The 22,472-nt window shown below is 68.3% G+C and carries 24 protein-coding genes; 17 read left to right on the forward strand and 7 right to left on the reverse strand.

Annotated features, from left to right (window positions below; genetic code table 11):
- Positions 1–672 precede the first annotated feature (672 nt).
- The 7 genes from AC1DP9_RS15105 to AC1DP9_RS15135 all read left to right on the forward strand — a co-directional run bounded on the left by AC1DP9_RS15105 (position 673) and on the right by AC1DP9_RS15135 (position 5,947).
- A complete protein-coding gene (locus AC1DP9_RS15105) occupies positions 673–1,293 on the forward strand; it encodes a MotA/TolQ/ExbB proton channel family protein (RefSeq protein WP_092298078.1) in 621 nt (206 codons plus the stop codon).
- Between the two features lie 16 nt (positions 1,294–1,309).
- Positions 1,310–1,741, forward strand: coding sequence for an ExbD/TolR family protein (locus AC1DP9_RS15110; protein ID WP_092298076.1), 432 nt, complete (start codon positions 1,310–1,312; stop codon positions 1,739–1,741).
- 181 nt (positions 1,742–1,922) lie between these two features.
- Positions 1,923–3,047, forward strand: a complete 1,125-nt coding sequence (lpxK, locus tag AC1DP9_RS15115; RefSeq protein WP_441591796.1) for a tetraacyldisaccharide 4'-kinase — start codon at positions 1,923–1,925, stop codon at positions 3,045–3,047.
- On the forward strand, positions 3,028–3,240 hold the full coding sequence (locus AC1DP9_RS15120; RefSeq protein WP_092298073.1) for a Trm112 family protein: 213 nt from the start codon (positions 3,028–3,030) through the stop codon (positions 3,238–3,240). Before lpxK ends, AC1DP9_RS15120 begins: the two co-directional genes overlap by 20 nt.
- An 11-nt stretch (positions 3,241–3,251) precedes the next feature.
- Positions 3,252–4,061 (forward strand): 3-deoxy-manno-octulosonate cytidylyltransferase, encoded by an 810-nt coding sequence (kdsB, locus tag AC1DP9_RS15125; RefSeq protein ID WP_441591794.1) that lies wholly within the window; start codon positions 3,252–3,254, stop codon positions 4,059–4,061.
- A 310-nt stretch (positions 4,062–4,371) separates the two neighbouring features.
- Positions 4,372–5,037 (forward strand): adenylate kinase, encoded by a 666-nt coding sequence (gene adk, locus AC1DP9_RS15130; protein ID WP_092298067.1) that lies wholly within the window; start codon positions 4,372–4,374, stop codon positions 5,035–5,037.
- A gap of 151 nt (positions 5,038–5,188) precedes the next feature.
- The gene (locus AC1DP9_RS15135) at positions 5,189–5,947 is read left to right on the forward strand and encodes a 3-hydroxyacyl-CoA dehydrogenase (protein ID WP_441645016.1); all 759 of its coding nucleotides are present in this window, start codon (positions 5,189–5,191) and stop codon (positions 5,945–5,947) included.
- Positions 5,948–5,956: 9 nt separating this feature from the next.
- Here the strand turns inward: AC1DP9_RS15135 and AC1DP9_RS15140 are convergent, their stop codons facing one another.
- Positions 5,957–6,751: a helix-turn-helix transcriptional regulator gene (locus AC1DP9_RS15140; protein WP_477107804.1), complete on the reverse strand. Its 795-nt coding sequence runs from the start codon at positions 6,749–6,751 to the stop codon at positions 5,957–5,959.
- Between the two features lie 124 nt (positions 6,752–6,875).
- Here AC1DP9_RS15140 and AC1DP9_RS15145 point away from each other — a divergent pair, with 124 nt between their 5' ends.
- Positions 6,876–7,649, forward strand: coding sequence for a class I SAM-dependent methyltransferase (locus AC1DP9_RS15145; RefSeq protein WP_477107805.1), 774 nt, complete (start codon positions 6,876–6,878; stop codon positions 7,647–7,649).
- 9 nt (positions 7,650–7,658) lie between these two features.
- Here AC1DP9_RS15145 and AC1DP9_RS15150 read toward each other — a convergent pair whose 3' ends face one another.
- Entirely contained in the window at positions 7,659–8,567 is a 909-nt protein-coding gene (locus AC1DP9_RS15150; RefSeq protein ID WP_441591788.1) for a LysR family transcriptional regulator, read from the reverse strand.
- A 94-nt stretch (positions 8,568–8,661) separates the two neighbouring features.
- Between AC1DP9_RS15150 and AC1DP9_RS15155 the strand changes: the two genes are divergently transcribed.
- Positions 8,662–9,690, forward strand: a complete 1,029-nt coding sequence (locus tag AC1DP9_RS15155; protein ID WP_092298052.1) for a bile acid:sodium symporter family protein — start codon at positions 8,662–8,664, stop codon at positions 9,688–9,690.
- Positions 9,691–9,773: 83 nt separating this feature from the next.
- Here AC1DP9_RS15155 and AC1DP9_RS15160 read toward each other — a convergent pair whose 3' ends face one another.
- Entirely contained in the window at positions 9,774–11,273 is a 1,500-nt protein-coding gene (locus AC1DP9_RS15160) for an N-acetylmuramoyl-L-alanine amidase (RefSeq protein ID WP_477107806.1), read from the reverse strand.
- Positions 11,267–11,800, reverse strand: coding sequence for a tRNA (adenosine(37)-N6)-threonylcarbamoyltransferase complex ATPase subunit type 1 TsaE (tsaE, locus tag AC1DP9_RS15165; RefSeq protein ID WP_092298433.1), 534 nt, complete (start codon positions 11,798–11,800; stop codon positions 11,267–11,269). Before tsaE ends, AC1DP9_RS15160 begins: the two co-directional genes overlap by 7 nt.
- A 16-nt stretch (positions 11,801–11,816) precedes the next feature.
- Here tsaE and queG point away from each other — a divergent pair, with 16 nt between their 5' ends.
- Positions 11,817–12,974 (forward strand): tRNA epoxyqueuosine(34) reductase QueG, encoded by a 1,158-nt coding sequence (gene queG / locus AC1DP9_RS15170; protein ID WP_255370918.1) that lies wholly within the window; start codon positions 11,817–11,819, stop codon positions 12,972–12,974.
- On the opposite strand, the gene AC1DP9_RS15175 is transcribed toward queG, so the two are convergent.
- Positions 12,971–13,864: an AEC family transporter gene (locus AC1DP9_RS15175; RefSeq protein WP_477107807.1), complete on the reverse strand. Its 894-nt coding sequence runs from the start codon at positions 13,862–13,864 to the stop codon at positions 12,971–12,973. The two genes, queG and AC1DP9_RS15175, sit on opposite strands and share 4 nt — an antisense overlap.
- A gap of 180 nt (positions 13,865–14,044) precedes the next feature.
- Between AC1DP9_RS15175 and AC1DP9_RS15180 the strand changes: the two genes are divergently transcribed.
- The 6 genes from AC1DP9_RS15180 (at position 14,045) to plsY (ending at position 18,619) form a co-directional block, all read left to right on the forward strand.
- Positions 14,045–14,665: a chalcone isomerase family protein gene (locus AC1DP9_RS15180; RefSeq protein ID WP_255370917.1), complete on the forward strand. Its 621-nt coding sequence runs from the start codon at positions 14,045–14,047 to the stop codon at positions 14,663–14,665.
- Positions 14,666–14,757: 92 nt separating this feature from the next.
- Positions 14,758–15,735: a tripartite tricarboxylate transporter substrate binding protein BugE gene (locus tag AC1DP9_RS15185; protein ID WP_092298037.1), complete on the forward strand. Its 978-nt coding sequence runs from the start codon at positions 14,758–14,760 to the stop codon at positions 15,733–15,735.
- Between the two features lie 249 nt (positions 15,736–15,984).
- The gene (locus AC1DP9_RS15190; RefSeq protein ID WP_092298034.1) at positions 15,985–16,464 is read left to right on the forward strand and encodes a methylated-DNA--[protein]-cysteine S-methyltransferase; all 480 of its coding nucleotides are present in this window, start codon (positions 15,985–15,987) and stop codon (positions 16,462–16,464) included.
- On the forward strand, positions 16,461–17,399 hold the full coding sequence (xerD, locus tag AC1DP9_RS15195; RefSeq protein WP_092298031.1) for a site-specific tyrosine recombinase XerD: 939 nt from the start codon (positions 16,461–16,463) through the stop codon (positions 17,397–17,399). Before AC1DP9_RS15190 ends, xerD begins: the two co-directional genes overlap by 4 nt.
- Positions 17,400–17,420: 21 nt before the next feature.
- Complete coding sequence (locus AC1DP9_RS15200) at positions 17,421–17,912, forward strand: aminoacyl-tRNA deacylase (RefSeq protein WP_092298028.1); 492 nt, start codon at positions 17,421–17,423, stop codon at positions 17,910–17,912.
- A gap of 95 nt (positions 17,913–18,007) precedes the next feature.
- A complete protein-coding gene (gene plsY / locus AC1DP9_RS15205; RefSeq protein ID WP_092298025.1) occupies positions 18,008–18,619 on the forward strand; it encodes a glycerol-3-phosphate 1-O-acyltransferase PlsY in 612 nt (203 codons plus the stop codon).
- Between the two features lie 42 nt (positions 18,620–18,661).
- On the opposite strand, the gene AC1DP9_RS15210 is transcribed toward plsY, so the two are convergent.
- Positions 18,662–19,942 (reverse strand): ATP-binding protein, encoded by a 1,281-nt coding sequence (locus tag AC1DP9_RS15210; protein WP_092298022.1) that lies wholly within the window; start codon positions 19,940–19,942, stop codon positions 18,662–18,664.
- Entirely contained in the window at positions 19,939–20,673 is a 735-nt protein-coding gene (locus AC1DP9_RS15215) for a response regulator (RefSeq protein ID WP_477107808.1), read from the reverse strand. Before AC1DP9_RS15215 ends, AC1DP9_RS15210 begins: the two co-directional genes overlap by 4 nt.
- 285 nt (positions 20,674–20,958) lie before the next feature.
- Between AC1DP9_RS15215 and AC1DP9_RS15220 the strand changes: the two genes are divergently transcribed.
- On the forward strand, positions 20,959–22,452 hold the full coding sequence (locus AC1DP9_RS15220) for an MdtA/MuxA family multidrug efflux RND transporter periplasmic adaptor subunit (RefSeq protein ID WP_477107809.1): 1,494 nt from the start codon (positions 20,959–20,961) through the stop codon (positions 22,450–22,452).
- Positions 22,453–22,472: the final 20 nt, after the last annotated feature.

Below are 22,472 nucleotides of genomic sequence, written 5' to 3' on the forward strand. Positions count from 1 at the left end.
TCCACAAGCGGTCCACAGTACTGTCCTGCTTTCATGTGGAAAGCGGTCGACTTTTTCCGGACAGGCGGCGCGAGGGGCCCCTTCGGCCACCTTCCTGCCCCCTTTCGCTCCCTTTGGCTCATTTGCCCGTTTTTTAGGCAGGGCATGGTTCCCCGTTATAGATCAACGGCTTACGCGGCTTCTCAGAACGCTGTCCACAGCGGGTCCACAGTCCTGTCCCGCGCCGCTGTGGACAGCGCTGGCGGTCGGACCCCCGCACCTGCGCCGCCGGGCCGCATCGCGCACCCGGCGCGTTTGCCTGTTTTTTGGGCAACGCCATGGACACCCTTTCCAATCAAGGGCTTAGCCCGCTTTTCAGGCAGCTTTCCACAACCCGTCCACAGCACTGTCCCGCGCCAATGTGGAAAGCCGCACAGACAGCCGCACAGACAGCCACGCAGACAGCCACACGCGCCGCCCGGGCCGGGCCGATGCGCGCCTGAGACAGCACGCGCGCGAGTGTCTTGCCGCGCGCCGAGGGGCGGGTTAGAGTGGCGCCTGCATTTTTCGAGCATTGCCGCGGCGCGCCGGGTCCATCGGTGCGCAACAAAGGCTGCCGCGCATTGGCGGTACCGCACCGGTACCTCGCTGTCCGTTTCGGGTCTGTTGGTTCTGTAGATTTCGGGGGTCCACGTGTTTTCCATCATTCAAGCGGCCGGCTGGCCGATCTGGCCACTGCTGCTCGCCTCGATCATTGCCCTCGCGCTGATCGTCGAACGTTTCCTCACCCTCAAGCGCAGCAAGGTGCTGCCGGCCCGTCTGTACGAGGAGGCCCTGTCGGCCGCCCAGCAGCGCAAGGCCACGCCCGAGGTGGTGAACAATCTCGAGAAGAATTCCCCGCTGGGCCGCGTGCTGGCCGCCGGCCTGCGCCATGTGGTGCTGCAGCCGCATACCTCGCGTGACGCCGCCAAGGATGTCGTCGAGGAAGCCGGCCGCGTCGTGGCGCACGAGCTGGAGCGCTACCTGAACGCGCTCGGCACGATTGCCTCGGTGGCCCCGCTGATGGGCCTGCTCGGTACCGTGATCGGCATGATCGAGATCTTCGGCAGCCAGGGCGGCACCGGCGCCAACCCAGAACAACTGGCGCACGGCATCTCGGTGGCGCTGTACAACACGGCTTTCGGCCTGATCGTGGCCATTCCGGCGCTGATCTTCTGGCGCTACTTCCGCCGCCGCGTGGACGACTACGTGGCCGAACTCGAATTCCGCGCCACCACGTTCCTCGACGCGATCCTGCCCCAGCGGCGGGCCTGAGCCGCGGGGACGCGCCATGCATTTCCGTTCCCGCCAGCGGCGCGAGGAGCCCGAGATCAACCTGATCCCGCTCATCGACGTCCTGCTCGTGATCCTGATCTTCCTGATGATCACGACCACCTATTCGCGCTACACCGAGCTGCAGATCCAGCTGCCGACCGCTGACGCCGAGCGCGCCCAGCAGCGGCCGAGCGAGATCGTCGTGTCGGTCTCGGCCCGTGGCGTCTACTCGGTCAACAAGCAGGTGCTCGAACAGAAGGACGTGACGAGCCTCGCCGATCAGCTACGCAACGCAGCCGGCCCCCTCGGCAACGGGCCGCCGCCCGTGGTCATCGTCAATGCCGATGCCCAGGCGAGCCATCAGGCCGTCATCAATGTGATGGAGGCCGCACGTGTGGCCGGCCTGTCGCGCCTGACCTTCGCCACGCAGAGCACGCAGCAACGCTGACCTGCCCCGGCATACCCGGCGGCCCACGCCCAAAGGGCGCCGGGCCGCTGGTGTACCATCCGCACCGGGCTTGCGGCGTGCGCCGCGCAATGCCCATAATGTCTGCATGCCGATCGATGGCGCGCCAGCCGGTGCGCCATCGCCGATTTCCGTCCGCCCTATCGTCGCCTCCGCCGCCCGCATGCCCGCTCCCCGACACGCCGTAGCCGACTTCGTCACCGCCCAGTGGCAGCGCCGCGGCTGGTTCGCGCGGCTGATGTGGCCGGCCTCGCTGCTGTTCGGCCTGATCGCCCGGGTGCGCCGGCACGGCTATCTCAACGGCTGGTTCAAATCCACCCGACTGCCGATGCCGGTGATCGTGGTCGGCAATGTCACCGTGGGCGGCACCGGCAAGACACCGGCCGTGATCGCGCTGGCGCGCGCGCTGACCGAGGCGGGGCTGCGGCCCGGCGTGGTCTCGCGCGGCTATGGCGTGTCGCTGAAGCATCCGCGCCGCGTGAAACCCACCTCGCAGGCCAGCCAGGTGGGCGACGAACCGCTGCTGATCGCGCGCGCCACCGACGTGCCGGTCTGGGTCTATCCGGACCGCGCGCTGTGCGCGCAGACCATGCTGGTGTCCCACCCCGGCGTGAACGTGCTGCTGCTCGACGATGGCCTGCAGCACTACAAGCTCCAGCGCGACTTCGAGATCGTGATGTTCGACACCCGCATGGGCGGCAACGGCATGCTGTTGCCGGCCGGCCCGCTGCGCGAACCGCTGACCCGTCCGCGCGACGCCACGCTGATCAACGACCCGCACTTCCGCGCCACGCCCGACAAACCCGATGTCTATGGCATGCGCCTGGAACTCGACGACGCGTGGCAACTGAACGACCCGACCATGGTGCGCCCGCTCTCCACCTTCGCGGGGCGGCGCGTGCTGGCCGCGGCAGGCATCGGCAATCCGGAACGGTTCTTCGCCAGCCTGCGCGGCGCCGGCCTCCAGCCCGCCACGCTGCCGCTGCCGGACCACTACGACTTTGCCGAGGACCCGTTCGCGGACCACCCGGCGGCGCTCGATGCCGACGTCATCCTGATCACCGAAAAGGATGCCGTAAAATGCGACCGCTTCGACGACCCGCGCATCTGGGTCGTCCCCACCACGCCCGTGATCGACGCGGGCCTGATCGACAAAATCCGCCGCGCCGTGCAGGCGCGCAACCCGGCCATCGCCACGCCCGTCACCGTGGGGCAAGCCGCCCCCGCAGCAAACGGGGCGACGACCGGGCTCGACAAGGAATCCCACGATGGACAACCGGCTGCTTGAAATCCTCGTCTGCCCGCTCTGCAAGGCCAAGCTCGAATACGACCGCGCCGCGCAGGAACTGATCTGCCACGCGGACAAGCTGGCCTACCCCATCCGCGATGGCATTCCGGTCATGCTGGCCGATGAAGCGCGCCAGACCGTGCCGGGCCGCGTGGTGCCCGTGGAGCCGTCCGCCCCGGCCGCCGGCAACTGAGTTTTCCCGCGATGCGTATTCCCGCCTTCACCGTCGTGATTCCGGCCCGGCTCGCCTCGACGCGCCTGCCGAACAAGCCGCTTGCCGATATTGGCGGGCACCCGATGATCGTGCGCGTGGCTGAACGCGCCCACGCCTCGTCCGCGCGCCGTACCGTGGTGGCCACCGATGCCGCTGCCGTGGCCGAAGCCTGTGCCGCGCACGGTGTGGAGGCGGTGATCACGCGCGCCGACCATCCGTCCGGCACCGACCGCCTCGCCGAAGTGGCCACCCTGCTGGGCCTGGCCGACGACGACATCGTGGTCAATGTGCAGGGCGACGAACCGCTGATCGACCCGAACCTGATCGACGAGGTGGCGCTGTATCTGGCCGCCCATCCCGATTGCGCGATCGCCACGGCGGCGCATCCGCTCGATGACGTGGCGGAGGTGTTCAATCCGAACGTGGTGAAGGTGGTGTGCGACAACCTCGGCCGGGCGCTGTATTTCTCGCGCGCGCCGATTCCATGGGCGCGCGACGCCTGGACCGCCGTGCCCACGCAGCCAGCGGCCAGCGCCACCGTGCCGCTGCCGGCCATGCCGGTGCTGCGCCATATCGGCCTCTATGCCTACCGCGCGGGCTTCCTGCGCCGGTTCCCGACGCTGGCCGTCGCCCCGATCGAGCAGACCGAGGCCCTGGAGCAGCTACGCGCCATGTGGCATGGCGAGCGGATCGGTGTGCTGGTGACGGGGGCAGCACCTGCCCCCGGTGTGGACACCCAGGCCGACCTCGAACGCGTGCGCGCCCTGTGGGCCAGCAGCGTGGCGCAGGAAGGTCCGTGACAGCATTCCTGCACGGAAGTTCATACTGCTGCAACCTGAACGGAATCCGAACCGTACTGCCCGTGGCATAATGCTTGCCGATACAGAGCCCGTGGGCGCGTGCTACGCGTCCGCACAAGGCTCGGTGGGGAGATAGAGAAAGCGAGCCAGACCGTGAGCCCCGCTGCCGTCGGCAGCCGAGTGCGCCCGGGCGCCAACCATGACGTGACGTCGGCACGACTTGCCGGCGTAAGTCCTGCGTCAAGTTGCGGCGTTACCCTCCTTCGATACCCCCGCAAGACCGAATTCAAATTGTTCTGAGGACCCGTAAATGCGTTTGATCCTGTTGGGCGCACCTGGCGCCGGCAAAGGCACGCAAGCCAAGTTCATCTGCGAAAAGTTCGGCATTCCGCAAATCTCCACGGGCGACATGCTGCGCGCCGCGGTGAAGGCCGGTACGCCGCTGGGTATCGAAGCCAAGAAGGTGATGGACGCGGGCGGGCTGGTGTCCGATGACATCATTATCGGCCTGGTCAAGGACCGTCTTAAGGACTGCGACTGCGAAAAGGGCTATCTGTTCGATGGCTTCCCGCGCACCATTCCGCAGGCCGAGGCGATGAAGGAAGCCGGCGTGGCCATCGACTACGTGCTGGAGATCGACGTGCCGTTCGACGCCATCATCGAGCGCATGAGCGGCCGCCGCGTGCACGTGGCTTCGGGCCGCACCTATCACGTCAAGTTCAACCCGCCCAAGCAGGACATGCTGGACGACGTGACCGGCGAAGCGCTGATCCAGCGCGACGACGACAAGGAAGAAACCGTGCGCAAGCGCCTGGACGTGTACTCGCAGCAGACCCGTCCGCTGGTCGACTACTACTCGAACTGGGCCGCCAACGGTGACGCGTCGGCCAAGGTATCGCCGCCCAAGTACCGCAAGATCGCGGGCGTGGGCGATGTGGACAAGATCACGGCCTCCGTGTTCGAAGCGCTGAAGTAAGCGCGCCGCACCGTTGCACTGAGAAAGGCGACCTCCGGGTCGCCTTTTTTTCGTCCGCGCGTTCGTTTTTTATCCGCAGGCTTTCCCATGACGGTCGATTTACGTTAACGTAAACGGCAATCTGACCACAGGAAACCAAGGAGACAGGCGGATGGACATCCAGAACAACGTATTCATCGTTACCGGCGGCGCATCGGGACTGGGCGCGGGCACCGCGCGGATGCTGGCGCAAGCCGGCGGCAAGGTCGTCATCGCCGACCTGAACGAGGCGGCCGGGACCGCGCTGGCCGAGGAATTGGGCGGCCAGTTCGTGAAGTGCGATGTGGCGTCCGAGGTGGATGGCCAGGCGGCTGTCGACGCCGCGCTGAAGCTGGGCCGGCTGGCCGGGCTGGTCAACTGCGCGGGGATCGCCGTGGCGGCCAAGACCGTCGGCAAGGATGGCCCCCACCCGCTCGCTTCGTTCGAGAAGACCGTGCGCGTGAACCTGATCGGCACGTTCAATATGATCCGGCTGGCCGCTGCCGCCATGGTGCGCAACACGCCCGACGCCGATGGCGAGCGCGGCGTGGTCATCAATACCGCCTCGGTGGCGGCGTACGACGGGCAGATTGGCCAGGCGGCCTACGCGGCGTCCAAGGGCGGCGTGGTCGGCATGACGCTGGCCATCGCCCGCGACCTGGCGCGCGACGGCGTGCGCTGCATGACCATCGCCCCCGGCCTGTTCGAGACCCCGATGCTGATGGGCATGCCGCAGGAAGTGCAGGATGCGCTCGGCCGGATGGTGCCGTTCCCTCCGCGTCTGGGCCGTCCGGCCGAGTATGCGAAGCTGGTGCAGGCCATCGTCGTCAATACGATGATGAACGGCGAGGTGATCCGCCTCGATGGCGCGATCCGGATGCAGCCGAAGTAAGTACCGACGCTACCCGGCCGCCGGCAGCAGCATGCCGAGCATCAGGCCCGGCGCGGCCGGCGGCACCATCGTGATCTGTTCGAAGGCAAGCAGGCCGCGCGTCGGGTGATGAAACCCGCGCCGGCCGCCCTGGCGCTCCTCCACATCCTGCGAGGCCCAGGCCGCGCGAAACGCCGCGCTCTCCGCCCGCAATCCCTCCACCAGCGCCCGCGTCGGCGGGTCTTCGGCATGGCGCAGGCTGTGCACGCGGAACTCCGCCACCAGCCGCGCCGCCCGGTGCGGCCAGTCCTCGACCAGTGCCTGCAAGGCCGGCGACAGGAACATCGCACGCATCAGGTTGCGCTCCGTACTGCCGGGATCGAGCCAGCCGACGAACAGGTCGGCCGCCGCCGCATTCCACGCCAGCGCATTCCATTGTCGATCGAGCAGATAGGCCGGCCCGGCGATCGCATGCACGCTGGCCAGCAGCGCGGGCGGCACGGCCGGTTCGGCGTCATCGCGCGGGGCGGGACGGCCCGCCAGCGCGAACAGGTAGCCGTGCTCGGCGCGCGAGAGCCGCAGCGCCTGGGCCAGGCTGGTCAGCGCACGCGCGGACATCGACACCGGCCGGCCCTGCTCCAGCCACGTCACCCAGGTCGCGCTGAGCCCGGCCAGCTGCGCCACTTCCTCGCGGCGCAGGCCCGGCGTGCGGCGCCGCCGGCCGGGCGGCAGGCCCACATCGGCAGGCGTGAGGCGCTCCCGGTGGGCGCGCAGGAAGGCGCCAAGTTCGGCTTCGCGCGATGAAGGGGCAGATGGCTCGGACATAGTGGTGCTTCTTATACCAGGATAAATCGCTCACTTGTACCGGGAAAACGTGCCGTCTACAGTACGTGAACCCTTGGGCCCAAGGCAAGTCTTCCCCCGTCCAAATAGAACAATGAGGCACCCCATGCAACAGCAGGAACTCGTCGCGGCGCAGTTTGGCGCCACCGCGCAGGCTTATCTCACCAGCGCGGTCCACGCCCAGGGCGCGGATCTCGATCAACTCAAAGCCGCCCTCGCCCACCTGAAGCCGGTGGGCCATAGCCGCGTGCTCGACCTGGGCTGCGGCGCCGGCCATGCCAGCTTCGCTGCGGCGACGCAGGCCAATGCGGTAGTCGCGTACGACCTGTCGCCGTCCATGCTCGACGTGGTGGCGGGCGCCGCGCGTGAGCGAGGACTGACGAACATCACCACACAGCAGGGCGCGGCCGATACGCTGCCGTTCGCCGATGCCAGCTTCTGCGCCGTGGTCTCGCGCATGAGCGCCCATCACTGGCGCGACGTGCCCGCCGCGCTGCGCGAAATCCGCCGCGTGGTAAAGCCGCAGGGCAAGCTGGTGATGATCGATATTGCCGGCGCCGACGATCCGCTCTGCGATACGTGGCTCCAGTCGGTGGAGTTGCTGCGCGATCCGTCACACATCCGCGACTTTTCGCCGACGCAATGGGCGGCGCTGTGCGAGGCGGCGGGATTCGATGTGACGGTGTCACCGACCTGGCGGATCGAACTCGATTTCGATACCTGGGTGGCGCGCATGCGCACGCCCGAGGTGGCGGTGGCCGCCATCCGCCATCTCTGGCAGCAGGCGCCCGCCGAGGTGCGCGAGCGCTACCGGGTGCAGCCAGACGGCAGCTTCTCGCTGGAGGCGACCATGGTGACCGCCACGCCGCGCATCGGATAAGGCTGTTAACTAATTAGTCAGGACCGCTTCGGCCGGAATCGGCAGCGTCTGGACCATCTGCCAGACCGCTGCCGCCGCCGGCGAGAGCGAGCGATCCTCGCGCCGGACCATGACGATGCTGCGCTCCTCGCGCGGCGTGAGCGGGCGCGACACCAGCGGCGACGCCTCCGGCAGCGGCAGTGAGAACGACGGCAGCACCGACGCCCCAATCCCCGCCTCCACCATTCCGAACACGCTGGCCGAATGGCCCAGCTCCTGCACCACATGCGGCGCCACGCCATGGCGCGCGAAGATCCGGTCGATCAGCGGCCGGCTGCCGGACGCGAAATCGAGCAGCACCAGCCGTTGACCGTGCAAGGCGGTCCATGAGACCGATTTGGCGTCCGCCAATGGGTGATCCCGGCGACACACGAAGCAGAAGGGATCGGTCGCCAGCGGGGCGATGGTCAGCCCTTCCCGCGCCATCGGATCGATCAGCACGCCGAAGTCCACCGCGCCGGCACGGATCTGTTCAAGGCCATCGGCCTGCACGTTGTCACGCACGAACAGGCGGATTTCCGGGTACTGGCGTGCGCATTCCGCCACATACATCGGCATCAGGCGGGCGGAGATGGTGGGTGCGCTGGCGATCACCACGCGGCCCCGATAGCGCTCGCCCAGTTGGCGGGTTTCCTCGAGGGTGTCGTCCAGCTGGCCGAGCAGCCGCTCCAGCGCTGGCACCAGCGCCGTGCCGGCATCGGTCAGCACCACCTCGCGCGTGGTGCGATCCAGCAGCCGCACGCCAAGTGCTTCCTCAAGCTCTGCCACGCCCCGGCTCACCGCCGGCTGCGTGAGGCCGACGGCATCCGCCGCCCGGCTGAAACTGCCGTGCGCCGCCACCGCCAGAAAGACCCGCAACTGCCGCAATGTGTAATTCATGCAACGATCAGATGAATCAATACGATAAATGAATTTGCATTCTAGACGCCGTTGGCGTCCAATACCAAGCGGAAACCCTTAAGCACTATCCCCAATGTCTGCCATCCTGACTCCCTTCAAAAAGCTGTACGACCTGATCGACGGCTTCGTCCTGATCATGCTGACCGCGATTGCGGTGGCGCTGATCGCCCCCGAGGTCGGTACCGGTGACGGCCCGCTGCACCTTGGCATTGTCACCAACCTTGGCGTCGCGCTGGTGTTTTTCCTGCACGGCGCAGCGCTCTCGCGCGACAAACTCGTGGCCGGCGCGCGTCACTGGCGCCTGCACGTGTTCGTCCAGGCGTTCACCTACGTGGTGTTCCCGGTGGTGGGCGTGGTGCTGATGTTCGCGCTGCGCGACGCGCTGCCGGCAGACCTGCTGCTCGGCGTGTTCTTCCTGTGCGTGCTGCCGTCCACGGTGTCCTCGTCGGTGGCCATGACGTCGATGGCGCGCGGCAACGTGCCGGGCGCCATCTTCAACGCCACCATCTCGGGCCTGATCGGCATGGCGCTCACGCCGCTGCTGATGGGCCTGGTGATCAGCGCCTCGGGCACCGGCAACATGCCGCTGGGCCGCGCGCTGACTGGCGTGGCGCTGCAACTGCTGCTGCCGTTCGCACTGGGCCAGCTGGCCCGTCCGCTGATCGGCAACTGGCTGGCAAAGAAGAAGCAGATCACCAGCAAGATCGACCGTGGCGTGATCGTGCTGATCGTCTATTCGTCGTTCTGCGATGCCACGGCCGCTGGCCTGTGGCACCAGTACCACTGGCAGACCATCGGCGCGGTGATGGGTATCGCGGCGATCCTGCTGATCGTGGTGCTCGGCGCCACCACCTTCGTCGCCCGCCGCCTCGGTTTCTCGGTGGAAGACGAGATCACGGCGGTGTTCTGCGGCTCGAAGAAGAGCCTGGCGAACGGCATTCCGATGGCCAAGATCCTGTTCGCGGGCCATCCCGCGCTGGGCCTGCTGGTGCTGCCGCTGATGGTCTACCACCAGCTGCAACTGATCGTCTGCTCGGTGATCGCCGGCCGCTACGCCAGCCGCGACGACGCCCCCGAGGCGCGCGGCACGGCTCGCGCCTGAGCCGCACCCCCCTCTCCCTCCCCGCATGACAAAAGCGGCGCCCTCAGGCGCCGCTTTTTGTTTCTGACCAGTACGAAAAGGGCTTACACCGACGGATTCTTCGCCAGCGGCGGGTTCTTCGCGAAGTACGCCTTGATGCCGCGCAGGATGGCGTTGGCCAATTGCTCCTGGTGCGCGTCGTCGTTGAGCTTGCGCTCCTCTTCCGGGTTACTGATGAAGGCGGTCTCGATCAGGATCGACGGAATGTCCGGCGCCTTGAGCACGGCAAACCCGGCCTGCTCCACGCTGCCCTTGTGCAGCTTGTTGATGCCGCCGATCTCGCCCAGCACGGCCTTGCCGACCTGCATGCTGTCGTTGATCTGCGCCGTGGTGGACAGGTCCAGCAGCACGCGCGCCACCTGGGCATCCTTGTTACCCATATTGGTCCCGCCGATCAGATCGGCGTTGTTTTCCTTGTTGGCGAGCCAGCGGGCGGCAGTACTGGACGCGCCCCGCTCCGACAGCGCGAACACGGACGCCCCGCGCGCCTCCGGCGACAGGAAGGCATCGGCGTGGATCGACACGAACAGGTCGGCCTGCACGCGCCGCGCCTTCTGCACGCGCACGTTCAGCGGCACGAAGAAGTCCGAGTCGCGCGTCATCATCGCGCGCATATTGGGCTGGGCGTCGATCTTGGCGCGCAGCCGGTGCGCGATCTGCAGCACCACGTCCTTCTCGCGCGAACCCGCCGCGCCGATGGCGCCGGGGTCCTCGCCGCCATGACCGGGGTCCAGCGCCACCGTCAGCAGGCGGCGCATCTTGAACTGGCTCGGTGGCGGCACATTGGTCTGGGCCATCGGCGGCGGCATGGGCGGCGCCGAGGGGGCGGAAGGAGCGGAAGGCCTGGGCTTGACCTGCGCGACAGCCGGCGGCGGCGCCGTGGTGGCCGGCGGGAGCTGGTCCTTATCCTCGAACTTGCGCACCAGCGCGCCAATCGCATCTTCCTCGGCCCCGGGCGGCGCGCCGGACACGCCCTCGCTGCCGGCCGGCGGCGGGGTCTGGGCGAAGCGGCGCTGCTTGTCCTCGGTATCGCGCACCAGCTTCCAGAGCGGATCGGGCGGATTCACCGGGTAGAGGTCGAACACGAGCCGGTTGCGATAGTTGCCGATCGGGGCCAGCGTGAACACCTGCGGCGAGACGTCTTCCTTGAGGTCGAACACCATCCGCACCACGCGCGGCCGGTTCTGGCCCACGCGCACGGTCTGGATATAGGGGTCGTTGGTGCTGATCTTGGCCACCAGTTCGCGCAGCGTGGGCGAGAGGTCGAGGCCGTCGATATCGACCACCAGGCGGTCCGGGCTGCGGATCATCTGGTGTTGCGCGGCCAGCGGCGCGTCGGACTCGATGGTCACGCGCGTGTAATCCTCGGCGGGCCAGACGCGCACGGCCACGATGCCGGCGCCGCGTGCAATCTGCGGGCCGACGAGGGTCAGCACCACCGTGCCCGCGCCCAGCCGCGCAGCCTGCGCCATCCACTTGCGCCGGGCCTGCAGCAGTCCGTCGGGTCCATCGGGTCGGTCGGTGGCGAGTCGCTTGATCAGCATGCGTTCAGCAGGATAAGTCCAGTGGGAGTATAGGCCCGCAGCGTGGCCATGCGGGGATCGGCGCCTTCCGGATCGGCGCCCGCGGCCAATTCCAGCGCGCGGATGTCCGATTGGAGCAACACGTGGAGGTCCGGTTCCCCAAGCAGGCGGCCCGCCTTTTCCGGCCATTCGACGAGATTGAACGCCGGCTCGGCGAAACAGTCGCGGAATCCGGCGTCGATCCACTCCTCGGGGTCCGCGAAGCGGTACAGGTCGAAGTGGTAGACGGTGAGGGGCGAGCCATCGGCCCGGGCCACCTCGTAGGGCTCGCACAGCGTGTAGGTGGGGCTGCGGACCTTGCCGGCGTGGCCCAGCGCGCGCAGCACGGCGCGCGAGAGCGTGGTCTTGCCCGCGCCCAGGTCGCCCGAGAGCTGCACATGCACCGTGCGCGGCGGCATGGCCTGCACCGTGGCGGCCAGCGCGGCGCCGAAGCGGGCGGTGGCGGCCTCGTCCGGCAGCGTCAGGATGCGTTCTTCGAGCAGGGGCATTGCGTACAATTCAGGAATGATCGATGTCGCAGCACCCGCCCCCACTGAAATCTCGCCACAGGCGCCACCGGATCTGGCCGCCCTGGCGCAGTCCATGCGTGGCTGGGGCGCGGCGCTTGGCTTCGATGCGATCCGCATCGCCGATGTCGATCTGCGCCACGCGGAAGCGGGCCTGTTGGCGTGGTTGCAGGCGGGCTACCACGGCGACATGGATTATATGGCCAACCACGGCATGCGGCGCGCCCGGCCGGCCGAACTGGTGCCGGGCACGGTGCGGGCCATCGTCGCCCGCATGCCCTATTTGCCTGCCGAAGGCCCCGACGACTGGCGCGGCCACGAACTCGCGCGGCTCGACGATCCGTCCACGGCCGTGCTCTCGCTCTACGCCCGGGGCCGCGACTATCACAAGGTGCTGCGCAACCGGCTCCAGCAGCTGGCGGCGCGCATCGAGCAGGCCATCGGCCCGTTCGGCTATCGCGTGTTCACGGATTCCGCGCCGGTGATGGAGGTGGCGCTGGCCAGCCAGGCCGGGCTGGGCTGGCGCGGCAAGCACACGCTGCTGCTGGACCGCGACGGCGGCTCGATGTTCTTCCTCGGCGAAATCCTCGTCGACCTGCCCCTGCCTGCGGACCCGCCCGAGGCCCCCCACTGCGGCAACTGCCGCCGCTGCATCGACATCTGCCCCACCGCCGCCATCCTGGAGCCGTACCGGCTCGACGCCCGGCGTTGCATTTCTTACCTGACTATCGAGCACAAGGGGCCGATTCCCGAGGAATTCCGCGCGCCGATGGGCAACCGCGTCTATGGCTGCGACGACTGCCAGCTCGCCTGCCCGTGGAACAAGTTCGCGCACCGGGCCACGCTGCCCGATTTCGACGTACGCAACGGCTTCGACGCGCCCGACATGGTCGACCTGTTCGACTGGACCGAGGCCGAGTTCAACCAGCGGCTGGAAGGCAGCCCGATCCGCCGCATCGGCCATGAACGCTGGCTGCGCAACCTCGCCGTGGGGCTGGGCAACAGCCTGCGCGCGGCGGCCGGTACCGATCCGGCGCTGGCCGGGCGCATCCGCGCCGCGCTGCGGGCCCGGCAGGACGCCGCCACGCCGCTTGTGCGCGAGCATATCGACTGGGCACTGGCCCAGGACCCCTCCCCGGCCGCCCCCGCCCCCTAGCTGACCAGCGCCAGCCAGAACGGCGTGGTGACGATGGCGGCGATGGTCATCAGCGAGATCGTCGCCGCCACCATCGGCCCATTGCCGCCCATGCGCACCGCGAGGATGTACGCGCTCGGCGCCGTGGGCAGCGAGGCGAACAGCACCACGATCTGGTACTGGAGCGCCGTCAGCGGCAGGTAGCGGCCAGCCAGCCACGCGAAGGCCGGCATCGCCAGCAGCTTCACGCCGCACCACCACGCCACGGGCCCGATCGCGCCCGTGGCGCCGCGCATCTGGAGCCCGGCGCCCACGGTCATCAAGCCCAGCGCCGTGGAGGCCGAGCCGATCCGGTTGAGCGTCATCGCCACCACTTCGGGCGGATGCAGGCCAAGCAGGTTGGTAATCAGCCCGCCCGCCGTGGCCAGGATCAGCGGATTGCGCGCCAGCTCGCGCAGCAGCCGGGACTCCCCATGCCGCGCCAGCGCCCACACCGCCACCACGTTGCACAGCGGCACGGTCACGCCCACGACCAGCGCCATCAGCGCGAGCCCCTCGCTGCCGCCCAGCCGCGACGCCAGGGCCAGCCCGATATAGGAATTGAAGCGGAAGGCGGTCTGGAGCCCCGAGGCGAAGTCGAGCGGGGCCGGCCGCAGCACGAATTTGACGAGGCAGCCCGTGACCACGCCCAAGAGCGTGGTGGCCAGCGCCAGCCCCAGCATGGCCGAGGTGGAGGAGAAATCGAACCTGGCACTGTTGGTGGATTGCAACAGCAACGCCGGGAACAGGACGAAGTAAACCAGGCGTTCCACGCCGGACCAGAACACGCGGTCGAACGGCGTGTAGCGGACCAGCAGCCAGCCGATCAGGATCAGGCTGAAGTCCGGCACCAGCAGCAATGCTGAAGACATGTCTCTTTAGTTTTTATGCACGACAGACCACCCTTGTGACGCATGCGGCAGCCGGGAACGCGGGCGGGGAACCCCCTCGGCAGGCACGGCCAAATGTGCAGACTAGGGCAGATACGGATGGGTATTGTTCCAGAACTCCGGCAACATGGCATGCCAAATTTCGTCTTGCCCGCCGCACCCATGAAGGTCCCCGCCCGCCGATCCACCGCTCTCCGCAGACACGCCGCCGCGCTCGCCGTGGCCGTGGGCCTGCTGTCGCCGCTGTCGGCCATCTCCACGCATGCCATGGCGATGGAGATCGAGGGGGTGCGCTTCGACGACGCCACGCGCGTCGGCGGCAAGGAGCTGCAACTGAATGGCGCCGGGCTGCGCGCGGTGTTCGTCATCAAGGGCTACGCGGCCGGGCTCTACCTGCCCGAGCGTTCGCGCAACGCCACCGTGGCGCTGGGCACGCACGGGCCCAAGCGGCTGCAGATCCGCCCGCTGCGCGAGGTGGAGTCCGATGCCTTCGTCAAGGCGCTGAACACGGGCCTGCGCGAGAACCACTCCGAGCCGCAGCTAAAGCTGCTGGCCGACCGCCTCACCCAGCTCGAGCAGACCATGAACCTGGTCGGCACGGCGCGCCGGGGCGATGTCATCAACTTCGACTACGCGCCCGAAAGCGGCACCGTGGTGGCCGTCAACGGCATCCCGCGCGGGCGGCCGATTCCGGGCGAGGACTTCTACCAGGCGGTGCTGCGCATCTTCCTGGGCGAACATCCGGTGGACCGCGAACTCAAGCGCGGCCTGCTGGGCGGCTGAATCCGCAACGCCGCCGGCGCAACGCTCGCCGGCGTTTTATGACCTCCCCGGGCGCGATCCGTCCGGCTTTCAGAACGGGAGACTCTCTTCTCATGCACGCTCGTAAAACCGCACTGACCCTGGCCGTTGCCGCCATCGCCTCGGTGGCTTCCGTGGCGCACGCGCAAAGCTTTCCGACCAAGCCGATCCGCCTGATCATTCCGTTCGCGCCGGGTGGCACCACCGACATCGTGGGCCGTGGCGTGGCCGACCAGATGAGCCGCATCCTCGGCCAGCCCGTGGTGGTGGAAAACCGCGCTGGCGGGGGCGGTTCGATTGGCGCCGACGCCATCGCCAAGGCCCCGCCGGATGGCTACACCATCGGCATCTCCACGGTTTCGACCATGGCCGTGAACCCGGCCTGCAACCCGAAGCTGTCGTACGACCCGATCAAGGACTTCAAGCCCATCACGAACGTGGCCAACGTGGCCAACGTGATCGCCGTGAATCCGAACTTCCCGGCCAAGGACTACAAGGAGTTCCTGGCCGTGCTGAAGGCCAATCCGGGCAAGTACTCGTACGCGTCATCGGGCACCTGCGGCTTCGGCCACATGCTGGGCGAGCAGTTCAAGGTCTCGACCAAGACGTTCATGGTGCACATTCCGTACCGTGGCGCAGGCCCGGCGCTGAACGACGTGCTGGCCGGCCAGGTGCCGATCATGGTGGACAACCTGCCGTCGTCGATGCCCTACATCAAGGCCGGCAAGCTGCGCGCGCTGGTGGTGGCGTGGGACAAGCGCGTGGACGGCCTGCCCAACGTGCCGACCTTCGGCGAAATGGGCCTGAAGGAGCCGAATGACCCGGCCTGGTACGGCCTGGTGGCCCCCGCCGGCACGCCGGACGACGTAATCGCCAAGCTGAACGCGGCGGCCGTCAAGGCGCTGCAGGACAAGGACTTCGTCCAGCGCCTGCGCACGGCTGGCGCCGAGCCGTCGGGCAACACCCCGGCCCAGCACGCCGCCGAGATCAAGAAGGAATTCGACAAGATGAAGACGCTTGTGAAGGTGCAGAACATCAAGCTGGAGCAGTAAGTACGCCCAAGTGGCCCTTCAGGACCACGAGTTTTGCTCCCTCTCCCCTCAGTGGGAGAGGGTCGGGGAGAGGGGTGGTCTAGCATGCGGCCACATCAAGCGGAGCCTTCGGTGTGTTCCAGCATGCAGGCTCCGGCCAGCGCCTGCCCTCTCTCCCGGCCTCTCTCCCAGAGGGAGAGAGGCGCAAACCGCAGCACCGGCGCGAATCGGCATAAAATCCGGGGTCATCACCCCAGCCGTCCGCCAGCCATGTCCCACCGCTTCGATGCCGTCCTGCCCGCGCCTTTCGGCAAGATCGGCGTGCGTGCCGATGGCGAGCACGTCCACGAAATCGTCTACCTGCCCGACAGCTTCGAGCTGATTGCCCCGGCCAGCGCCCTCGCGCGCCGCGTGGCCGCGCAGCTGGACGCCTACTACGCCGACCCCGACACCGTGTTCGACCTGCCGCTGGCCCATCGCGGCACCGCGTTCCAGCGCAAGGTCTGGGACGCCATCTCGGCCGTGCCGCGTGGCGGCCTGACCACCTACGGCACCATCGCCAAGCGCCTGCAAAGCATGCCGCGTGCCGTGGGGCAGGCGTGCGGGCAGAACTGGTTCCCGGTGGTCATTCCCTGCCATCGCGTGGTGGCCGCCAACGGGCTGGGGGGCTTCGCCCATCATGGCGAGGAAGGCTTCCACCTCGGCGTGAAACGCTGGCTGCTGCGCCACGAGGGCGCGATGCTGCTATGAGCGAGGTTGTGCACGCCGAGGCCCCGGCCGGCACCGATCCCAGCGCCGATCTCGCGCTGGTCGATCGATTCTGCGACGCGCTGTGGCTCGAAGACGGCCTGTCGCGCAACACCATCGACGCCTATCGCCGCGACCTGGCCCTGCTGGCGCGCTGGCTCCACGGCGCCGCCCACGGCAAGCTGCTGGGCGTGGACGACACCCTGCTGTCCGCCTACTTCGCCGCGCGCCACCTGGAGACACGGGCCTCGTCGGCCAACCGGCGGCTCACGGTGTTCCGCCGCTTCTACCAGTGGGCGCTGCGCGAGCACATGATCCAGGCCGATCCGTGCCTGCTGCTGCGGCCCGCCAAACAGCCGCCGCGCTTCCCGAAGACGCTCTCCGAAGCCCAGGTCGAGGCCCTGCTCGAAACCCCCGATACCGACACCCCGCTGGGGCTGCGCGACCGCACCATGCTCGAGCTGATGTACGCGAGCGGGCTGCGCGTGTCCGAGCTGACCAACATGAAGACCGTGGAAATCGGCCTGAACGAGGGCGTGGCGCGCATCGTGGGCGGCAAGGGCAACAAGGAGCGGCTGGTGCCGTTCGGCGCGCAGGCCGGCGACTGGCTGCGCCGCTACCTGGCCGAGTCGCGCCCCGCGCTGCTGGCCGGGCGCCCCTGCGACGCGCTGTTCGTCACGCAGCGCGGTGAGGGCATGACGCGCCAGACCTTCTGGCACCTGATCAAGAAGCACGCGCGCGAAGGCGGCATCCATGCGCCGCTTTCGCCACATACGCTGCGGCACGCGTTCGCCACGCACCTGCTGAACCATGGCGCCGACCTGCGCGTGGTGCAGCTGCTGCTGGGCCATGCCGATATCTCCACCACGCAGATCTACACGCACGTGGCGCGCGAGCGCCTGCGCGAGTTGCATCTCCACCACCATCCGCGCGGCTAACCCCCTGCCGCGCCGCGCCTCATGAGCAAAGCGAAACACATCTCCGAGACCCCCGCCACGCAGATGCTGCGCCGGCATGGCGTGGATTTCGGCGAGCATCCCTATGAATATGTCGACCACGGCGGCACCGGCGAGTCTGCCCGCCAGCTGGGCGTGCCCGAGCACGACGTGGTCAAGACCCTGGTCATGGAGGACGAGCGCGCGCAGCCGCTGATCGTGCTGATGCATGGCGATTGCTCGGTCTCGACCAAGAACCTGGCGCGGCAGATTGGCTGCAAGAGCGTGCAGCCGTGCAAGCCCGAGGTAGCGCAGCGCCACAGCGGCTTCATGGTCGGCGGGACGTCGCCGTTCGGCACGAAGAAGCGGATGCCGGTCTATGTGGAGGCCGGCGTGCTGGCGCTGGAGCGGATCTATATCAACGGCGGGCGGCGCGGCTATCTGGTCAGCATCGCGCCGGAGGTGCTGACGCGGCTGCTGGAGGCCAAGCCGGTCGAGTGCGCCCTGCCGGACTGAAATCGGATGGAATCGGGGCTGACCCGAGCCTGACTGACACGGACGGGCGCGCTACAATCGCGCCAGCCTGAAACCCCCAAAAAGATTCCCCTGCAATGGTCAACCTGCTATTCGCCGTCGTCGCCTACCTGATCGGGTCGGTGTCCTTTGCCGTCGTGGTCAGCAAGCTCATGGGCCTGCCGGACCCGCACAGCTATGGCTCGGGCAACCCCGGCGCCACCAACGTGCTGCGCACGGGCAACAAGAAGGCGGCCATCCTGACGCTGATTGGGGACGGCCTGAAGGGCTGGTTCGCGGTCTGGCTGGCCCGGCACTTCGGCCCGGGCTACGGGCTGGAGGATTCGGGCGTGGCGCTCGCGGCGCTGGGCGTGTTCCTGGGCCACCTGTTCCCGGTGTTCCACCGCTTCGCGGGTGGCAAGGGCGTGGCCACGGCCGCCGGCATCCTGTTCGCGATCCATCCGCTGCTGGGCGCCGGCACGCTGGCCACCTGGCTGATCATCGCGTTCTTCTTCCGCTATTCGTCGCTGGCCGCGCTGGTGGCGGCCATCTTCGCGCCGTTCTTCTATGTGCTGATGTTCGGCGTGGATATCATCACCGGCGCGGTCTTCGTGATCGGCGTGCTGCTGGTGGTGCGCCACCGCCAGAACATCGCCAAGCTGCTGGCCGGCAAGGAAAGCCGGATCGGCGAGAAGAAGAAGGCTGGCTGAGGGCACCTCGCCAGCCTGACCGCTACTGTCCGTTACTGACCGTTACGCGGCCTGCGCCAGCGCCGCGAACGGGAACACCATCTCCACCCGCAGGCCGCCGTCGGGCCGGTTGAGCAGCATCAGCCGCCCGCCGCCCTGCCGCACCAGGCGGTCCACGATGGCCAGGCCGAGTCCCGAGTGGGCATTGCCGCCACGCGCCGGGTCCAGCCGCACGAATGGCAGCGTCACGCGCTCCATCGCCTCTTCCGGAATCCCGGGTCCCTGATCTTCCACCGTCAGCCGCCAGCCGTCCGGCCCCCGTGCCGTCGCCACGCAGACGGGCGGCGCGCCGTAGGCATAGGCGTTGTCGACAAGATTGCCGATGATGCGATCGAGCTGGGTGGCGATCATCCGGAAGCCCTCGCCAGCGGCCAGTTCCAGCACCACGGTGCGGTCCTGCTCCTGCAACGACAGCGCCAGTTCGCCGATGCGCTTGTCCACCGGCACCGGGCGGGCGGTCGGCTCGCTGCTCTGGGCGAAGCTCAGGAACTGTTCGACGATCGCCGCCATGGAATCCACGTCGCGGGTGACGCCGGCCGCCGCCTTGGGGTCGGACAGCATCTCGGCACGCAGCCGCAGCCGCGCCAGCGGCGTCTTCAGGTCGTGGGCGATGCCGGCCAGCATCGTATTGCGCTCCTGGTCGATGCGCGCGAGGTCCGCCACCATCCGATTGAAACGCACGATCAACTGGCGCAGCTCATGTGGCCCGCGCTCGCGCAGCGGCTTGACCGCATGCTGGCGGGAAAGCTGCTCGGCGGCCTCGGCCATGTCCCGCACCGGGCGCTGGATCTGCCACGCAATCAGCAGCGCGAAGATGATCGCCACCCCCACCACCAGCACCACGCCGGGCACCATGCGGTTGTCGGGCGGCGGATTGTGCACGAACAGAATCGGCATGGCGATCCACTGCGCGCGCGTCGGCAGCTTGATCCAGAGGCGCGGCGTGGTCTCGTCCTCCAGGCGGATCTGCGTGCCGGCGGGCAGCTGGCGCACGAACTGCTCCACCAGCCGGCGCGGCCGGCCGGGCGCCGGATCGGCCGAATGCTCGTCGGCCTCGGCGGTGTCGGCCACCTCGACCAGGCTCGGCAGCGCCACCGGCGGCTTCGCGTCCAGCGCGCGCTCGATACTCTTCAGCTGGAACATCATCTGCTCCACCGAATAGTCGATCTGCTGCTGCCGGCGGTCCATGCGCAGGATGGCCAGCCACGAGAAATGGCTGATGAACAGCACGGCCGCAATCAGCAGCGCCATGCGGCCGAACAGGGTGTCGATCCTCAGCTTCATTGCGGAATGCTGTCCTCGGCTTCGTCAGGCACGAAGGTGTAGCCCCGGCCCCGTACGGTCTGGATATAGCGCGGACGCTGCGCGTCTTCGTCGAGCAGGCGGCGCAGGCGCCAGATCTGCACGTCGATGCCGCGGTCGCTGATGCCGCTGGCACTGCCATACATCAGCTCGACGATGCGTTCGCGCGAGAGCACTTCCAGCGGGTGCGACAGCAGCAGCTTGAGCAGCGCGAACTCGGTATCGCTGATCTGCACCGACTGGTCGTTGCGCAACAGCGTGCGCAGCCGGAAATTGACGCGGAACGGGCCGAACGCCACCGATTCGCGGTCCTCGGGCGCGGCGGCCGGGCGCGCCAGCTTGCGCCGCAGCACCGCGTTGATGCGCGCCAGCAGTTCGCGCGGCGAGAACGGCTTGCCGAGGTAGTCGTCGGCGCCGATCTCCAGCCCGACGATGCGGTCGATCTCGTCGCTGCGCGCCGTGAGCAGGATCACCGGGATGTCGTCGTTCTTGGCGCGCAGGTTGCGCAGCGCGGTCAGGCCGTCCACCTTCGGCATCATCAGGTCGAGCACGATCAGCGCCGGCCGCTCGCGCTCGAGGCGGGCCTGGAGGCCATCGCCATCGTGCAGGACCGAGACGGCATAACCCTGGCTGGTCAGGTACTCGCGCAGGAGGTCGCGCAGTTCGGGATCGTCGTCGACGACGAGGATCTGGGTAGGCTGGTTCGTTCGCATAGCCACATGATAGTCAGGCCGGCAGCGCCAGATGGCGATTTACCCCGACCGTTTTGTTTCCGGAGGTTACACCCGGCGCCATCGTAATCCGATGTAATAAAAGCGGGACGCCACGAAACAGGTGGGATGGCGGCGGCACATTATCCTTCAGGCCATGGCACCGCAGCCGTGCCCGCCTGCGGCATACTGCTGCAACTTCGCCGCCATATGGGGTCATTTGCCCCGATATGCCGAGCAAGCCCGTTGGTACGCCCTTCGTCGTGCCGTCCCCAGGATTCCCGGTCTATGTCCAGCCCCGAACAAGGTCAATCTCTTCCGCCCTCCCCGCCGCGCCGCCCCGGCCCGGCCCGCCGCCGCACCTGGATCGCCGTGGCCGTCATCGTCGTGCTGGCCGGCGTCGGCTGGTACTGGCACAGCCACCGGCAGGCCGCGCAGGAGGCCGGCGCGGCCACCGGCGGCGCCAGCGGCCCCGGCGCGGGTCGCCGCATGGGTGCCAGCGGCCCAGGGGGCCCGGGCGGCCCGGGCGCGCAACCGCGTTCGCCCGTGGTGGTCAACACGGTGGCCCGGCGTGACATGGACGTGGTGCTCAACGGCCTGGGCAACGTGACGCCGGTGACCAATGTCACCGTGCGCGCCCAGGTCTCGGGCCCGCTGCTGAAGGTGCTGTTCAAGGAAGGCCAGATGGTCAAGGCCGGCGACGTGCTGGCGGAGATCGACCCGCGCCCGTTCCAGGCCACGCTCGACCAGGCCGTGGGCCAGCTCGCGCGGGACCAGGCGCTGCTCCAGAACGCCCGGCTGGACCAGCAGCGCTACAAGACGCTGCTGGCGCAGGACTCCATCTCCAAGCAGCAGGTGGATACCCAGGACGCGCTGGTGCGCCAGTACGAGGGCACCGTGAAGACCGACCAGGGCAATGTGGATAACGCCCGCATCCAGCTCGGCTATACCAGGATCGTGGCGCCCAACTCGGGCCGCATCGGCCTGCGGCAGGTGGACCCGGGCAACATCGTCGGCACCAGCGACACCAACGGCATCGCGCTGATCACCCAGATCCAGCCGATTGCCGTGCTCTACACCATTCCCGAAGACAACCTGCCGGCCGTGCTGAAGAAGCTCAACGCCGGCGAGAAGCTGCCGGTGCAGGCGTGGGACCGCCAGGTGCGCAACCAGCTTGGCGAAGGCACGCTGCTGACCACCGACAACCAGATCGACACCACCACGGGCACCGTCAAGCTCAAGGCCATCTTCCCGAACACGGACGGCATGCTGTTCCCGAACCAGTTCGTGAACGTGCGCACGCGCGTGGACACGCTGGTGGACGCCACCGTGATCCCGGTGGCCGCCATCCAGCGCGGCCAGCAGGGCACCTTCGTCTACGTGGTGGGCGATGACAACCAGGTGAAGGTGCAGGTGGTCACGCTGGGGCCGACCGATGGCGCCCAGACTGCCGTCATGAAAGGATTGGAGCCGGGCCAGCGCGTGGTCGTGGACGGCGCCGACCGCCTCAAGGAAGGCATGATCGTGGAAGCCGTGGACCCGGCCGCGCGTGCCGCCGCCACCACGCCGGCCAGTGCGCCCCGCGGGCGTGGCCGGCGCCATGGCGGGGCCAGCGGCCCGCACGCCGGGGCCAGCGATGCCTCCGGAGCGGTTGGGGCGATGGGCGCCTCCGGCGCCGCAGCCGAGCGCCGGCGCCCCCGTGACGGCGACACCAACCCGAACCCGACCACCAACACGCCGGCCAACCCCACCGGCACCGTCGGCCAACGGCCGCAGCAGTAAGCACGGCGACGCACCCGAGA

It is taken from the genome of Cupriavidus sp. 01L43, assembly GCF_056399925.1.

What these genes read in the sequence shown, in the direction of transcription:
- AC1DP9_RS15160 (WP_477107806.1), bottom strand. Translation starts at nt 11,273, where the DNA reads ATGCTGATCAAGCGACTCGCCACCGACCGACCCGATGGACCCGACGGA.
- AC1DP9_RS15190 (WP_092298034.1), top strand. Translation starts at nt 15,985, where the DNA reads ATGTCCCACCGCTTCGATGCCGTCCTGCCCGCGCCTTTCGGCAAGATC.
- AC1DP9_RS15120 (WP_092298073.1), top strand. Translation starts at nt 3,028, where the DNA reads ATGGACAACCGGCTGCTTGAAATCCTCGTCTGCCCGCTCTGCAAGGCC.
- AC1DP9_RS15110 (WP_092298076.1), top strand. Translation starts at nt 1,310, where the DNA reads ATGCATTTCCGTTCCCGCCAGCGGCGCGAGGAGCCCGAGATCAACCTG.
- AC1DP9_RS15155 (WP_092298052.1), top strand. Translation starts at nt 8,662, where the DNA reads ATGTCTGCCATCCTGACTCCCTTCAAAAAGCTGTACGACCTGATCGAC.
- xerD (WP_092298031.1), top strand. Translation starts at nt 16,461, where the DNA reads ATGAGCGAGGTTGTGCACGCCGAGGCCCCGGCCGGCACCGATCCCAGC.
- AC1DP9_RS15150 (WP_441591788.1), bottom strand. Translation starts at nt 8,567, where the DNA reads ATGAATTACACATTGCGGCAGTTGCGGGTCTTTCTGGCGGTGGCGGCG.
- AC1DP9_RS15210 (WP_092298022.1), bottom strand. Translation starts at nt 19,942, where the DNA reads ATGAAGCTGAGGATCGACACCCTGTTCGGCCGCATGGCGCTGCTGATT.
- adk (WP_092298067.1), top strand. Translation starts at nt 4,372, where the DNA reads ATGCGTTTGATCCTGTTGGGCGCACCTGGCGCCGGCAAAGGCACGCAA.
- AC1DP9_RS15140 (WP_477107804.1), bottom strand. Translation starts at nt 6,751, where the DNA reads ATGTCCGAGCCATCTGCCCCTTCATCGCGCGAAGCCGAACTTGGCGCC.
- AC1DP9_RS15215 (WP_477107808.1), bottom strand. Translation starts at nt 20,673, where the DNA reads ATGCGAACGAACCAGCCTACCCAGATCCTCGTCGTCGACGACGATCCC.
- AC1DP9_RS15175 (WP_477107807.1), bottom strand. Translation starts at nt 13,864, where the DNA reads ATGTCTTCAGCATTGCTGCTGGTGCCGGACTTCAGCCTGATCCTGATC.
- queG (WP_255370918.1), top strand. Translation starts at nt 11,817, where the DNA reads ATGATCGATGTCGCAGCACCCGCCCCCACTGAAATCTCGCCACAGGCG.
- AC1DP9_RS15220 (WP_477107809.1), top strand. Translation starts at nt 20,959, where the DNA reads ATGTCCAGCCCCGAACAAGGTCAATCTCTTCCGCCCTCCCCGCCGCGC.
- tsaE (WP_092298433.1), bottom strand. Translation starts at nt 11,800, where the DNA reads ATGCCCCTGCTCGAAGAACGCATCCTGACGCTGCCGGACGAGGCCGCC.
- AC1DP9_RS15145 (WP_477107805.1), top strand. Translation starts at nt 6,876, where the DNA reads ATGCAACAGCAGGAACTCGTCGCGGCGCAGTTTGGCGCCACCGCGCAG.
- plsY (WP_092298025.1), top strand. Translation starts at nt 18,008, where the DNA reads ATGGTCAACCTGCTATTCGCCGTCGTCGCCTACCTGATCGGGTCGGTG.
- AC1DP9_RS15200 (WP_092298028.1), top strand. Translation starts at nt 17,421, where the DNA reads ATGAGCAAAGCGAAACACATCTCCGAGACCCCCGCCACGCAGATGCTG.
- AC1DP9_RS15135 (WP_441645016.1), top strand. Translation starts at nt 5,189, where the DNA reads ATGGACATCCAGAACAACGTATTCATCGTTACCGGCGGCGCATCGGGA.
- AC1DP9_RS15185 (WP_092298037.1), top strand. Translation starts at nt 14,758, where the DNA reads ATGCACGCTCGTAAAACCGCACTGACCCTGGCCGTTGCCGCCATCGCC.
- lpxK (WP_441591796.1), top strand. Translation starts at nt 1,923, where the DNA reads ATGCCCGCTCCCCGACACGCCGTAGCCGACTTCGTCACCGCCCAGTGG.
- kdsB (WP_441591794.1), top strand. Translation starts at nt 3,252, where the DNA reads ATGCGTATTCCCGCCTTCACCGTCGTGATTCCGGCCCGGCTCGCCTCG.
- AC1DP9_RS15180 (WP_255370917.1), top strand. Translation starts at nt 14,045, where the DNA reads ATGAAGGTCCCCGCCCGCCGATCCACCGCTCTCCGCAGACACGCCGCC.